This is a genomic window from Streptomyces uncialis (assembly GCF_036250755.1).
GTDB classification, from domain to species: Bacteria; Actinomycetota; Actinomycetes; order Streptomycetales; family Streptomycetaceae; genus Streptomyces; species Streptomyces uncialis.
Genome location: NZ_CP109583.1, coordinates 888,499 through 901,277, shown reverse-complemented (window position 1 = coordinate 901,277; position 12,779 = coordinate 888,499). Strand labels below are relative to the sequence as shown.

At 73.0% G+C, this 12,779-nt stretch carries 11 protein-coding genes and 1 pseudogene; 7 read left to right on the top strand and 5 right to left on the bottom strand.

The features are described 5' to 3' along the window. The first annotated feature begins 308 nt into the window (after nucleotides 1-308). The 5 genes and pseudogenes from OG711_RS03385 to OG711_RS03365 all read left to right on the top strand — a co-directional run bounded on the left by OG711_RS03385 (nucleotide 309) and on the right by OG711_RS03365 (nucleotide 3,671). The gene (locus tag OG711_RS03385) at nucleotides 309-779 is read left to right on the top strand and encodes an ATP-binding protein (protein WP_079184488.1); all 471 of its coding nucleotides are present in this window, start codon (nucleotides 309-311) and stop codon (nucleotides 777-779) included. Nucleotides 780-1,215: 436 nt separating this feature from the next. Next, nucleotides 1,216-2,127 (top strand): VOC family protein, encoded by a 912-nt coding sequence (locus OG711_RS03380; RefSeq protein WP_329558336.1) that lies wholly within the window; start codon nucleotides 1,216-1,218, stop codon nucleotides 2,125-2,127. Beyond that, a pseudogene (locus OG711_RS03375) lies at nucleotides 2,124-2,279 on the top strand (hypothetical protein); the annotation flags it as partial. The gene OG711_RS03380 and the pseudogene OG711_RS03375, both read left to right, overlap by 4 nt. A 116-nt stretch (nucleotides 2,280-2,395) precedes the next feature. Beyond that, on the top strand, nucleotides 2,396-2,899 hold the full coding sequence (locus OG711_RS03370) for a DoxX family protein (protein ID WP_329558335.1): 504 nt from the start codon (nucleotides 2,396-2,398) through the stop codon (nucleotides 2,897-2,899). A 55-nt stretch (nucleotides 2,900-2,954) separates the two neighbouring features. After that, entirely contained in the window at nucleotides 2,955-3,671 is a 717-nt protein-coding gene (locus tag OG711_RS03365) for an SDR family oxidoreductase (RefSeq protein WP_073786269.1), read from the top strand. 169 nt (nucleotides 3,672-3,840) lie between these two features. On the opposite strand, the gene OG711_RS03360 is transcribed toward OG711_RS03365, so the two are convergent. From OG711_RS03360 to OG711_RS03345, 4 genes are all read right to left on the bottom strand, one after another. Next, entirely contained in the window at nucleotides 3,841-4,929 is a 1,089-nt protein-coding gene (locus OG711_RS03360) for an NAD(P)/FAD-dependent oxidoreductase (RefSeq protein WP_266505160.1), read from the bottom strand. Nucleotides 4,930-5,331: 402 nt separating this feature from the next. Continuing rightward, nucleotides 5,332-6,021 (bottom strand): hypothetical protein, encoded by a 690-nt coding sequence (locus OG711_RS03355; protein WP_266505157.1) that lies wholly within the window; start codon nucleotides 6,019-6,021, stop codon nucleotides 5,332-5,334. Between the two features lie 278 nt (nucleotides 6,022-6,299). Continuing rightward, a complete protein-coding gene (egtD, locus tag OG711_RS03350) occupies nucleotides 6,300-7,322 on the bottom strand; it encodes an L-histidine N(alpha)-methyltransferase (RefSeq protein WP_329558334.1) in 1,023 nt (340 codons plus the stop codon). Next, nucleotides 7,322-8,161 carry a class I SAM-dependent methyltransferase gene (locus OG711_RS03345; RefSeq protein WP_329558333.1) on the bottom strand — a complete coding sequence of 280 codons (840 nt, stop codon included), beginning with the start codon at nucleotides 8,159-8,161 and terminating at the stop codon, nucleotides 7,322-7,324. Before OG711_RS03345 ends, egtD begins: the two co-directional genes overlap by 1 nt. Before the next feature lie 274 nt (nucleotides 8,162-8,435). Here OG711_RS03345 and OG711_RS03340 point away from each other — a divergent pair, with 274 nt between their 5' ends. Together OG711_RS03340 and OG711_RS03335 are read left to right on the top strand one after the other, a co-directional pair. Continuing rightward, entirely contained in the window at nucleotides 8,436-10,697 is a 2,262-nt protein-coding gene (locus tag OG711_RS03340; RefSeq protein WP_329558332.1) for a LuxR C-terminal-related transcriptional regulator, read from the top strand. A 278-nt stretch (nucleotides 10,698-10,975) separates the two neighbouring features. Continuing rightward, nucleotides 10,976-11,317, top strand: coding sequence for a DUF6479 family protein (locus OG711_RS03335; protein ID WP_079184485.1), 342 nt, complete (start codon nucleotides 10,976-10,978; stop codon nucleotides 11,315-11,317). 304 nt (nucleotides 11,318-11,621) lie between these two features. Here OG711_RS03335 and OG711_RS03330 read toward each other — a convergent pair whose 3' ends face one another. Further along, nucleotides 11,622-12,584, bottom strand: coding sequence for a pentapeptide repeat-containing protein (locus OG711_RS03330; RefSeq protein WP_405672651.1), 963 nt, complete (start codon nucleotides 12,582-12,584; stop codon nucleotides 11,622-11,624). Between the last annotated feature and the right edge of the window lie 195 nt (nucleotides 12,585-12,779).

The following is a 12,779-nucleotide window of genomic DNA, read 5'->3' as shown; positions in this document are numbered from 1 at the left end:
GCCGGGTCAGCGCGTCCGGGGGTGCCCAGCACATCCGGAGCACCCTCGCAACTCGGGCGGGAATACCGCGAAAGTCCCCCGTGTTACATTCGTGCGCAAACAAAAGGATTCGCTTGGGAACTGCCCGGAGCGGCACATGGGCAGCGACATCACGGGGTGTCCCCGCAGCGCCGTCGGCCTGTGCCGGCGTGCGACGCCCGTTCCACCGGGACGGCGGAACAGCCCTCCCATCCCCGGATCGCGGCAGCCTTCAGTGCCGTACGGCGGCTGCCCTCTCTCGTCGGTCAACCCTCTGCGAGAGGACGACGATGTTCTCCTCCGGCGATGTGAACACCCCGGCCCGTTCCGCCTCCACCGTCCGCTGTCCCCGGCTCACGAGCCCGCGCGCCCTTCTGGCGCTTCCCTCGCAGGGGGAATGGGTGGGGGCCGCCCGCCGCTTCACCACGGATCTGCTCCGCTCCTGGAAGGTCGCCGACGAGGACCGGGAGTCCGCGGTGCTCATCGTGGACGAACTCACCGTCAACGCGGTCCAGCACGGCCACGCCGACACCACGCTGGTCATGGCGCTGGAGGACGGTGTGCTGCTGATCGCCGTGTCCGACACCGGCGCGTGCGTACCGCACCGGCCGCCCGAGGGGTTCGACCCCGACGAGCACGGGCGCGGCACCGGCATCGTGCGGTTCCTGGCGCAGGGGATGGATGTGTCGCTCGGCGAACACAGCTGCCGGGTCGATGTGGCGCTCAAGGTGACGGCCGGTGAACCGGACTCTCGGCGGTAGGCCTCTCCGGCCGATCCGGTGCCCGGTTCCGTACCCCTCCCGTGCCGGTTCGGTACCCGGACCCGTACCCGATCGCGTACCGGTCCCGTGGCTCGTTCCGTGCCGGTTCCTCGCGCGTTGGCGCCGGGGAATGCACCTCCGATCGAGCATTTGGCGAAAGTGCCTGAAACTTTCGAAACCTTATTGACTCGACGAATGTGGTGCCGTAGACATATGACATCCGGATGACCGCCGATGCGGAGGCCGTCCGGCGCAGGAGCCGCCACCATCGCCCCGCGAGCGTCGTCCCGGCCGCCACCGGCGGCTGACCCGCCCCCGCCCGGCGCGAGCCGGCGGCCCCGCCAGCCACATACGGGACATCCGCGAACGGTGCGCCGCCGGCCCGGCGGAACGGGTCCGCGAGATCACCTCAGTCATCCGTAAGGAGTGTGGAACGATGCCGCTCCACCGCCTCAACTCCCTTGTCATCGGAGTGCCCGACGTCGCCGGAACGGCCCGCTACTACGCGGACTTCGGCCTGGCCCAGGACGACGCGGGATGGTTCACCACCCGCGACGCCGGTCGGCAGCTCAAGATCGTGCACGCTCCGACCCGCCGCCTCGTCGAGGTGGGCATGGGCGCCGACGACCCCGACGACCTCGACCGGATCGCCGGCCGCCTCGCCAGGCTGGACATCCCGTCCTGGCGCGAGGGCGCGGCCCTGGTGACCCGGGAGCCCGTCGCCGGATTCCGCGCCGTGATATCCGTGGCCGAACGCCTCCGGCAGCCCGAGGAGCCGCCGACGCCGTACAACGGCCCCGGCCGGCTGGACCGCGGCCCCGGCCGTGCCCCCGGGGTGCTGCGCCGACCCCGCAAACTCGGCCATGTCGTCGTCGGCTCGACCGACCACGGGACGACCCGCCGCTTCTTCACCGACGGGCTCGGCTTCAGGACCAGCGACGCCATCAAGGACCACGGCACCTTCATGCGCTGCTCCACCGACCACCACAACGTCCTGGTGCTCGCCGCCCCGGTGAACTTCCCGCACCACACGTCCTGGCAGGTCGAGGACGTGGACGAGGTCGGCCGGGGCGCCTTCACCATGCTGGAGGGCCACCCGGAGCGCCATGTCTGGGGGCTCGGCCGCCATCACGCGGGCTCGAACTTCTTCTGGTACCTCAAGGACCCGGCGGGCAACTTCTCCGAGTACTACTCCGACATGGACAGCATCGTGGACGACCAGCTGTGGACCCCTCAGACGCTGGAGGGCGCCAAGGGCCTCTTCAGCTGGGGACCGCCGCCGCCCCCGTCCTTCCTGCGTCCCGATGATCTCGCGGCGCTGATGACCGGCTCCCACCAGAACTCATGACCACGCCGTCAGCCGTGCTCGCCCACGTCGCCGTCCTCCCGCGCGCGGTGGGCCACCGGCTGACCTACGACGACGTCTACGGCGACCGGAGCCGGCTGCGGGAGGCCGAGGACGGCGGCACTCTGCTCGTACGCCCCGACCAGCACATCGCCTGGCGCGCCCAGGACATGGCCGCCGACCTGGTACGCACCCTGCGTCAGGTCATGCGGCAGCTGCTCGACCTGCGGCGAGCGCCCCTCCCCACGATGCGTCCCCAAGGAGAACCACCATGGAAATCGGCCTTCTCGTACTGCGTCTGCTGCTCGGCGGGCTTCTGTTCGGGCACGCCGCGCAGAAGCTCTTCGGGTGGTTCCGGGGGCACGGCCCGGACGGCACCGGCACGGTCTTCGAGACCTGGGGCTTCCGGCCCGGGAAACCGCTGGTCGTCCTGGCCGCGCTGTGCGAACTGATCGCCGCCGCGTCGATGGTGACCGGGCTGCTGACCCCGCTGGGCGCGGCGATCGCCCTGGGCGCGATGCTCGTCGCGGGCTCCGTCAACGTCTCCAAGGGGCTCTGGGCCCAGAGCGGCGGCTACGAACTCCCCCTTGTGTACGGCGGTCTGGCCGTGGGGCTCGGATTCACCGGACCGGGGGAGTGGTCGCTGGACCACGCCTTCGGACTCACGGAGCTGTCCGGCGCGGGCTGGGGCGGCGCGGCCGTGGCCCTCGGACTGCTCACCGGACTGGTCGCCGTCGCGCGGGCGGCACGTGAACGCCGCCGCCGGACCGCGTAGCGCCCATGACGCCCCACCCTTCCCCACCCCCCCCGCAACTAGAAAGGCACCCCACATGGTCGGAGCAGGCAGTCACGTCGTGGTCGTCGGCGGTACCAAGGGACTGGGATACGAGGTGGCCCGCGCGTGTGTCGCGCGCGGCGCGCGGGTCACCCTCACCGGTCGTGACCTGGCCACCGCGCAGGCCCGTGCGAAGGAACTCGGCGATCTCGCGGGCGGCGCCGTCTGCGAACTGACCGACTGGAACTCCATCAGAGAACTGTTCGCCGGTATGGACACCGTCGACCACATCGTCCTCACCGCCCTGGACCGCGACTTCAACACCATCGCGGACTTCCGGCCGGACGACTGCGCCCGGACGACCCTGATGAAGACGGTCGGGTACGCCACCGCCGTCCATGAGGCGCTGCCGAAGTTCACCGCGGACGCGTCCGTCGTGATGTTCAGCGGACTGTCCATGTGGCGCCCGGTGCCGGGCTCCACCACGATCTCCATGGCGAACGCGGGCATCATCGGCCTCGTCAACTCCCTCGCGGTGGAGGTGCCCCCGGTCCGGGTGAACGCGATCACCCCGGGAGTCGTCGCCGGGACCGCGGCCGTGGACGACGCGGACGACGTCCGCGCCGACTGGTTCGAGGCGATGCGTCAGCGCACCCCCGCCAAGCGGCTGCCGACCGCCGACGACATCGTCGCCTCGACGCTGTTCCTCCTCGAATGCCCGGGCGTCAACGGCGCGAACCTCGTCGTCGACGCGGGGATGCACCTCGCCTGACCGCCGCCGGAAGGACGACCCGCTCTGACCGGCGCGCTGTCCCTGGCCCGCCGCGGTCCGGGACTCCTGTGCGGCCGCTGCCCGCCGCACAGGACGAACGGCCCCGCCCCGCACGATCTGCGGGGGCGGGGCCGTCCGTGGTGAGGATGCCTCTTCGGGGCGGCCCCGCTCAGTCCTTCCCGGTGAGGCCGAAGGTCTCGGAGAAGCGGCCGACCATCAGATCGGCGCCCTTGTACTCGGAGGTCGTCCCGGGGCCGAGCAACTGTCCGCCGGGCAGCTCCGTCGCGCCGCCGTGCGGGCCGAGCGGCAGCAGGAGGGCGGCGGGCCCGGGCTCGTAGCGGGCCAGCTGCGTCCCGCCCCCGATCAGGGAGGTGATGTTCTCCGCGATCACCTCGGCGTGCCGCATCGCGGCCCCGGCGCGCTTGGGCTCGGCCACGTCGGTGATGTCACCGAGCGCGAAGACCGTGCTCTGGCCCTTCACCTGGAGGGTGGGGCCCACCGCCACCTGCCCGCCGCTCAGCCGGGCACCGGCGAGCGCCCCGGTGAGATAACCGGTGGCCGGGGTGACCCCATGGGTGCGGAACCACAGCCCGGCGCTCACCTCGGTGCCCGCCCGGGTGGTGACGGTGAACGCGCCCGCCGTACCGACCTCCGTCGGCGGGTCCTGGGCCAGCGAGTCACCGAGCAGCAGCTCGACGCCGAGGCCGTCCAGCTGACGCAGGATCTCCGCGCGGAACGGCTCCGAGTAGCCGCTCAGGATGCCCGGCGACGGATCGATGAGGACGACCTGCTTCCGCGGCCACCGCGCCTTGATCTCCCCCGCGAACTCCAGTCCCACCGGGCCCGCCCCGAGGAGCAGCACCCGGTCCGCCTCCGTGAGCTGCTCGCGGGTGGCGCCGAACTTCGCCAGGGAGGCGGCGGAGTCGTCCAGGTCGCTCTTGGCGGGGAAGGGGTAACCGGAGCCGGTGGCCAGGACGAGGTAGTCGGTGTCCAGCGTCGCGCCCGAGGCGAGGGTCACCGTTCCCGGCTCGACCTGGACGGCTCGGTCGCGCAGCACACGGCCCCTGCTGAGCAGCTTGTCGTACGGCAGGAAGATCCGCGGCGCGAAGTCGGCGTCGACCGCGGCCCGCAGGGCGCCGACGTTGTGCAGGAAGGCGTCCTTGGGTTCCACGAGCGTCACTTCGGCGACGTCGTCGAGTGCCTTGGCCGCGGCGCTGCCGCCGTATCCGCCACCGATGATCACGACTCTGGGGGGCATGGTGTCTCCAGTACAGATATGAGGGGTGCCGGTCGGGGGTCCGCCGGGCCGCCGTGCGGGGGCACGTGCGCTCAAGGGCAGGGGGCCTGTCCTACGGCATCCGGAAAACTGTACGGACGTTGATTTCTATTCCGGAGGTGCTGCCATCGGTCGCACCCGGGGCCGCACGGGGCCGCTCGGTGCCGCACGGGGCCGCACCGGGACCGGAAGGGGTCCGACGGGGCCCAGGGGAATGCCCGCGTCCCCGGGCCCGCGGTATGCGGAATCCGGGGACGCCGGTGACCGGGCGGGTGCCGTCGGGCCGGGCACGGGTGAGGCGGTCGGGTGTGCGCCAGGCGGTCGGTCCGGCATGCGCGGGTCAGCCGCAGGTCAGACGCGGGTCAGCCGTAGGTCAGGCGTGGGTCAGGCGCGGCGGCGCCAGAGGAAGTAGCCCGCGCCGCCCAGCGCACCCGCGATCAGCGCGCCGCCGAGCACGAGCTGGACCGGGCCCGGTTCGCCGAGGTCCCCGCCGCTCCCGGCCCGGACCCCCTTCCGCTCCGGGTGCTCCTCACGGTGCCCGCCCGGGGGCTGCGGTTCGTGCCCCTCGGGATGGACCTGCTCGGGCTCGTGCGCCGGTTCGCGCTCCTGCGGATGTTCCCGTTCCGGCGGGTGCTCCACCGGCTCGTGCTCCCCGGGGCGCAGCCGCTCCGTCCCGTCGTCCTCCCGCTCCCGGTCCTCGGCCACGGGGCCGTCCCCGGCCTCCGCGACGGTGACCTTGACGCGTTTCGCCTGGCCGTCGCAGGTGAAGGTCACCTCGTGCGCGGCACCGGGCAGCGCGTCCGGGAAGACCTCGGCCGGTGCCGAACGCCCCTCGTCCAGCTCCACCGCGTCGAAGATCCCCGAGTCCACGGCCACCGCGGGCACCTGACACCCCTTGGAGGACAGGGTCACCGTCTCCCCCGGCCGGACCGTGCCGGGCGAGACCCCCACCTCCCACGCCGGCGGCTGTTCCTGCGAGGGTGCGCCCTCCTCGGCCACGGCCGCCGGAACGCCGGCCGCTGCCAGGGCCACCGCCGCGCTCACGGCACCCGAGGCCCGTACGATCGCCCGCATCTCACCACTCCCGTCCTCCGCGTGCCCGGGGGCCGTCGCGGAGCAGTCGCTTGTCGCGCAGGTCCCTGCTGGCTTGGACGCTAGGAGCCGCGCGGGCCCGGCGCCGCCCGGCGGGGGCCATCCGGGCGGAGTACCGCGCCGGACGGAGGAATCCCGGTGGCGGCACGCCCCGGCCCGGGGTGCGGATTCCGGGGCGTGCGACCTGCGGGACGGGCTCGGACGGGCACGGGCCGCCCGCCGCGGATCTCCCCGCCTGATGGGTGCGAGCTGTGGGCCGCCTACGCGCTGGGCGCGGTGGCGTGGCCGGCGACCGTGATCAGGGACACGGCGTAGCGCCGGGCGGCGTCGGTCCACCAGTGGCTCACCCGTAGACCCGTGGCCGCGGCTTCGTCACGGACACCTTGCTCACGGAACTTGGCCGATACCCCCACGTACAGCGGCTCCCCGCGGTCGAAGGAGATGCTGCGGCCCAGCGCGGTGAGGCCGACGCGGTGTGCGCGCCGGGCCTCCAGGGTGTTCTCCACGCGCTCCAGGCGGGGGTTCCAGGTGGCGCGGTGACTGAAGTCGCCCGGGCGGAAGGTGGCGCCGAGTTCCCTGTTGAGCACGGTCAGACCGTTCTTGACGAAGGCCGCGGTCACCCCGGCGCGATCGTCGTACGCGGCCGTCATGGTGGCCACGTCCTTGACCAGGTCGGTGCCCAGGAGCAGCCCGTCGCCGGGGCGCATCCGAGCCCGGAGGGCGGCCAGGAACCTTCGCCGCTCCGGGGGGCGGAGGTTCCCGAAGGTGGCGCCGAAGAAGGTCAGCAGGACGGGGGCGTCCTGTGGATCCAGGCCGAGCGGATCGGTGAATTCACCGGCGTACGGCAGGATCCGCAAACCTGGATAGTCGGAGCCCAGAGCTCGCGCCGCGGTCCGCAGCGCGGCGCCGCTGACATCGACGGGCACGTACTGCTCCAGCGAGCCGGTGCTGAGGAGGGCATCGATGAGCAGGCGGGTCTTGCGGCCGGAACCGGCACCGAGGTCCACCAGGACCCGGGCACGTGTCAGCGCGGCGATCTCGGCGCCGCGCCGGCCGATGATCTCGCGTTCGGCGTCGTCGATGTAGTACTCGGGCTGCCGGGTGATGTCCGTGTAGAGCGCGCTGCCACAGGCGTCGTAAAGCCATTTGGTGGCAAGGTGCTTGGGCCGGGCGGTCAGCCCGGACAGCAGCTCCTGGTGCTGGGTCGTCGTCGTTTCGGGGCGGGCCGGCGCACCGGTGGCCTGCGGCCTGTTCCCGCTGCGCGGGGCAACCGAGGACGCCATCAGTCGGTGCGCGCCGAGATCAGCCAGTGGTATCCGGAGTCGGAGGTGTCCGCCCTGGCGGGGACCGGTGGCATCCACGCCGCCGGAGGGTTACCGGGCCGGGGGTACGCCAGCTCCTTGACCGTCCAGGCACCGGCCTCCCAGCCGCCGGCCCTGAGCTGTGCCACGGGATCCGGCCAGCTGCTCGCCCACAGCACCCCGAGTTCCTCAAGGCGTTGGAGGACCGGCGCGTAGTGCTCGGCGGTGAGCACGTCGGGGTGGATGTGGTCGCACCACAACCGGCTCCCGGGGGCCGACAGGTCCCGTACGGTACGCAGCAGCGTGCGGCAGACATCGGCTTCCAGGTAGGGCAGCAGCCCTTCGACCACCCACATCGTGCGGGCCCGTGGGTCGAATCCGGCGTCTTCGAGCGGGCCGTTCCAGTCCTTGCTCAGGTCTGCGGAGACCTCGGCCCGGCGGCAGGTCGGGCGTAAGGACCGCCCGGCCCGGGCCAGACGCTCGCTCCTCGCCTCCAGCAGCGCGGGCAGGTCGACCTCCATGTACAGCAGGTCCGCCGGCAGGTCGAGCCGGAAGACCCGTGACTCCAGGCCGGCGGCCAGCGAGACGACCTGACGTATGCCGTCGGCGGCGGCCGCCCGCACCACTTCGTCGCCCAGCCGGGCACGTACGGACACGACCGGGGGTGAGTATCCGAGCACGGACACCACCACGTCGTGCCACTGACGGCGTTCCGCCTCCGTGCACAGGGTGAGCGGATCCGCCAGGAACCGGTCCTCCCGCGCGTTCTCCAGCTCTCTGGCCGCCGCTGTCCACCCCGCGGTGGAATTGATGGTCTGCACAAGGCTCCTTCGGTACGTGCCGCGATGCGGTCCGGCGCCGATCGGCCAGGTCGAGGGGCCGCGGCGCACCGGTCGTCGATCAGGAACCAGCCTGCCGTGCGGGTTTCCGGCCGACCATCGTGGAACACCACGAGTTCGGTGCGGACCGCGGCCTTTCCGCGGAAGTACGCCGGTCGCTCCCGAGCAACCGGGTGGCCTCGTACGGTGGCACTCTCAGCCACTGACGCGTTCGCTTTGTTGTCGGCCGGTGTACCGGGGCGGCAAGCTTTTGATCATGAACAAGCTGCCTCCCCGTCTCTCTGTCATCACGCTCGGTGCGTGGAACATGCCGAGGCTGCGTGGGTTCTACCGCAGACTGGGATGGACGGAGCTGCCACCCGGAGCGGACGGTCCGTCCGGTTTCCTGCTCGGTGGGGTGTTGCTGGCGCTGCGCCCGATGGCCGAAGTGACGAGCGGCGCCCCTGGTGAACCAGGTGCGGTGCCGGGCTGGTCCGGCGTCACACTGACCTGTGCCGTGGACAGCTCCCGGCAGGTGGATGCCGTCTTCGCGGCCGCGGTGAACGTGGGCGCCGCCGCCGTGGCCGCTCCAGCGGATCGCCCCTCGGGGGGCCGGTCGGCCTGTATCGCCGACCCCGAGGGCAACCGCTGGGAGATCGCGTGGGGATCGCCGACGGAGGAGTCGGCCGGAGGCGGGACGGAACTCGGCCCGCCCGGCGGGGAGTTGTCGACCTGGTGCTCGCCGCTCGACCCGGCCGGGACGCACCGGGCCACCGCCGAACTGCTGCATCACCGAGGCGCACCGGACGAGGAGGTGGCCGCGCACCTGGTGGCGGCGGGAGGGAGCGGGCCCGGCTGGGCCACCGAGACGCTGCTGTCCGCCGCCCACACCGCCCGCCGCAAAGGGCGACCGGGACAGGCCGTGGACATCCTGCGCCGGGCGCTGGCGGAGCCGCTGCCGCCCGGTCGGCGCGGTGGCGCGCTGACCGAACTGGGCTGTCTGGAGGTGACGTTGGGTCCGGAGCACCGGGCCTCGGGCGTACGGCACCTCGCCGAATCGATACGGCTGGAAGAGCAGTCCGACGCGGGGGTCTTCAAGGCGGCGAACGCTCTGGGCGCGACGCTCGCGGCCCGGGGCCAGACCTCGATCGCCTTGGATGTCATGGAGGAACTCTCGGAGCGGTTCACCGGCCACCCGGAACTCGCCCGTGCCGTTCAGGGCGCCGCGGCGCTGATCGCCTCGCACGACGGGCACAGCTGGCTGGAAACGGTGGGCCGACTGCGCGGCCTGGCCGCCCGCACCTCCCAGCGTCCGGCACCGGCCGTCAGCGCGCTGCTCGCCGAATTCGACTCCACCAGCGGACGGCTGTCCGCGGCGCAGGCCGCCGAGGTGGCCCGCGAGGTGACAGCGAAACCGCTGGAGCCGTTCTCCCGGACCTACGTGCTGGCCTCGGCCGCCACACTCGCCCAGTGGGCCGACGAACTCGCGCTCGCCGACCGCTTGGTGGCGAACGGCATCACCGGACACCCCGGCCCGTCGGCCGACCCCGGCTATCAGAGCCTGCTGAGTGTGCGTGCCGAGACCCTGGTGATGCGCGGCCGGTACCACGAACTGCTGGAGGCGTGCGGAGACTGGGGCATCCTGATCGAGCCGTCGACGCGCCGCGCCCCCGGCGGCCACCCCAACGCTCATCTGGTCGCGCAGGCCGTCATCGCGCTCACCGAGACGGGCCGCACCACCGAGGCCCGTCGACTGGCCGATTCGGTCACCGCCGAGGCGTCCCGAGGATCCTGGGAGTGGAACGAACTCTTATACGCCCGAGGGCTGCTGAGTCTTGTCGAGGGCTCCCCGGCCGCCGCCCTTGAGGACCTGCTGGAGTGCGGGCGCCGGCAGAGCGAACGGCAGGTGATCAGCCCGATCGTCACTCCGTGGCGGTCCGCCGCCGCGGACTGCCAGCTGCTCCTCGGCCGAACCGGCCCGGCCATCACCCTCGCTTCCGAGGAACTGGAAGCGGCCCGGCACTGGGGCACCCCCCGTTGTATCGGGCGGGCCATGCGGGCGTTCGGCACAGCGACCGGCGGCCGGGCGGGGCTGGCCGCCGTAGAGCAGGCGGTGGGCCTCCTGCGTAACACCGCCACCACCCCTGAACTGCTCTCCGCGCTCGTCGCCCACGGACGGATGCTGACCGAGGCAGGCCGTCCCACCGCCGCCCGCCAGGTGCTGCGCGAGGCCGCCCAGCATGCCGAGCGGATGTGTGCCGAGCGATCGCGCGGCGTGGTCGCCGACCTGCTCGCCGCCGCCGGAGCACGCCGGATCACCGCCCCTCGGACCGGTGCCCGGGCCCTCACCGCCGCCGAGCTGCGAGTCTGCGGGCTCGCCGCGCATGGCCACTCCAACCCCGAGATCGCGAGGTTGCTGCGGGTGGCGCTGCGCACCGTGGAGACCCATCTGACGAACAGCTTCCGCAAGCTGGGCGTGCGCAGACGCACGGAACTGGCCGGGCGACTCGCCGCGGAGCCGCCTGCGGCGGACAGGTGAGTGAGCAACGCGTGACCCCCGCACCGCGGGGGTGCGGGGAGGGCCCGGTGAGCCGCACCTCGGTCCGCGGCGGGCTCGTCTTCATGGTCGCGGTGTGTCCGGGTCGGCCGGGCGAGTCGGCTTTCTCCCATGAAACAGGTGCGGGACCTGTGCGCTCGGCGCTACTGAGTGCGGTCGCGCCGTGACCATGGGGGCTTCTCGTCGCGATAGTCGGACATCGGAGGACTGGTGGCCCCGGGAACGGGTATTCCAGTCATATGACCCCAAACACTGTCTTTATGGCAGCCCCCGACGGAGCCCTCATCCTGATCCCCCTGCTGGTCGGGGCGGTCATCGTCGGGGCCCTGATCTGGATAGTCTGGCTCGGCATCGGGGTACGCAGCAGGGAACCAGGCCCCCCGAGCGCCGACGAACAGCCGCACCTTCCCGAGGGCGGCGCCGTCCATGAGGTCAGCGAGCGCCGCGAGCCGGACGAGCTCCCGCTCGACAAACAGGGCGGCCTCAACCCGTACCAGCTCCACGGCAACCTCCCCAACAAACGCAGCGAGGACCAGCGCCGAAGGCGCTGGACCCCAGGTCACAGCGGCTCCTTCGGAGGCGGAGGCGGCGGAGCCCACTGACTCCGGAGCGGAACCGGTGCGCAACCATCCGGCTTGCGCACCGGTCAAGTGAGCCCACCGGCCACCCACGTAAGTACCCGCACACAACAGGTACGCCCACAGGGAGCAACCCAGGGGCGCGGGGAACTGCGCCCCACGGACAACCCGCACAGCCCCAGCAACGCCAAGGGGCAGAACCCGACGGACAACCCGCACAGCCGGGCGACGCCAGAGGGCGGAACGCGCACGCGCAACCCGCACAGCCCCAGCAACGCCAGGGCGGAACACCCACAGGCAACCGGCACTGCCGAGCACGCCGGAAACCTCAGCCCGCCCTCCGGGAACCCCGCCGCCCCCGGCCCCCGCGCCGGTCCCGCCCGCCCCGCGGCCGGGACGGGTCGGACGCCGCACGGGACGCACGGGACCCGTCGGCGTCCGCCCAGTGGGCGGGCCGTGTGAACCCGTCCGGCAGGACGGTCGCGGAGTCGCCCCGCGCCCCGTCGAGCTGCGCCTGGGTGAGGAACAGACACCCGGTCAGGTCCGCCCCGCTCAGATCCGCGTCCCGCAGATCCGCACCGATCACATCGGCGCGGCGCAGATCCGCACCCGACAGGTCCGCCGCGACCAGCAGCGCGCCGCGCAGGCTCGCCCCGCCCAGTGCCGCGCCCCGCAGCCGGGCCCCGAACAGGTCGGCGCCCCGCAGTTCGCGGCCCCGGCTCCCGGCCCGGACCAGCTCGCTCGCGCGCAGCAGCAGATCACTCACCGTCCGCCGCAGCGGCGGCACGTCCAGTCCGGTCAGGGTGTCCGCGTCGGCGCGGGTCAGCGCGGAGAGCTCACCGGCCGCGACCCGCAGTTCGGCGTGGACGGGCGCCGCCTCCGGCCGGGCCAGGGCGTCACCGAGGTACCGCAGCAGTTCGTGCAGCTGCCGCATCACCGGGAACACCGCGAACATCGGCCCCGCGACGCCGGGGTCGCCCCGCCAGTCCCGTCCGCCGAACGTCACCTGGGACACCTGCTGTCCGGCGCCGAAGCAGTCGAAGACCGTGCAGCCCGTGAAACCGCGGTCGCGCAGCCGGTCATGGATGCCGCACCGGGAGTCCGGCCGCAGATTGCCGCAGGGGGTTCCCGCCGGCTTGTCCACCGCGAAGTCCGCCGAGCGGGCGAAGGGCAGCGCCACACAGCACAGCCCGAAGCACCGGGAGCAGTCCGCCCGGACCTCGGGCGCCGCGTCGGCCCCGGCGCCGACCGCTATGTCGGACACCGGCCCGGGGGAGCGGAGCACGGGCATCGGCAGGGCGACCGAGGGCCGGGCGCGGGCGTCCCGCGCCGCGGGCCCCCCGGCGGCAGCAGTGGGCCCCGCGACCGCAGCCGTGGGCCCCGCGACGGTGGGGGAGCCCGGACCGACAGCCGTCCGAGGACCCGGACCGGGACCGGGACCGGCTCCGGGGGACTGGCCGGCACCGGTCCCGGCACGTGGGTCCTG

Bases quoted from the DNA above. Each gene is read 5' to 3' on its own strand.
- OG711_RS03385 (WP_079184488.1), top strand. From the start codon at position 309: ATGTTCTCCTCCGGCGATGTGAACACCCCGGCCCGTTCCGCCTCCACC.
- OG711_RS03365 (WP_073786269.1), top strand. From the start codon at position 2,955: ATGGTCGGAGCAGGCAGTCACGTCGTGGTCGTCGGCGGTACCAAGGGA.
- OG711_RS03330 (WP_405672651.1), bottom strand. From the start codon at position 12,584: ATGCCCGTGCTCCGCTCCCCCGGGCCGGTGTCCGACATAGCGGTCGGC.
- egtD (WP_329558334.1), bottom strand. From the start codon at position 7,322: ATGGCGTCCTCGGTTGCCCCGCGCAGCGGGAACAGGCCGCAGGCCACC.
- OG711_RS03380 (WP_329558336.1), top strand. From the start codon at position 1,216: ATGCCGCTCCACCGCCTCAACTCCCTTGTCATCGGAGTGCCCGACGTC.
- OG711_RS03360 (WP_266505160.1), bottom strand. From the start codon at position 4,929: ATGCCCCCCAGAGTCGTGATCATCGGTGGCGGATACGGCGGCAGCGCC.
- OG711_RS03370 (WP_329558335.1), top strand. From the start codon at position 2,396: ATGGAAATCGGCCTTCTCGTACTGCGTCTGCTGCTCGGCGGGCTTCTG.
- OG711_RS03340 (WP_329558332.1), top strand. From the start codon at position 8,436: ATGAACAAGCTGCCTCCCCGTCTCTCTGTCATCACGCTCGGTGCGTGG.
- OG711_RS03335 (WP_079184485.1), top strand. From the start codon at position 10,976: ATGGCAGCCCCCGACGGAGCCCTCATCCTGATCCCCCTGCTGGTCGGG.
- OG711_RS03355 (WP_266505157.1), bottom strand. From the start codon at position 6,021: ATGCGGGCGATCGTACGGGCCTCGGGTGCCGTGAGCGCGGCGGTGGCC.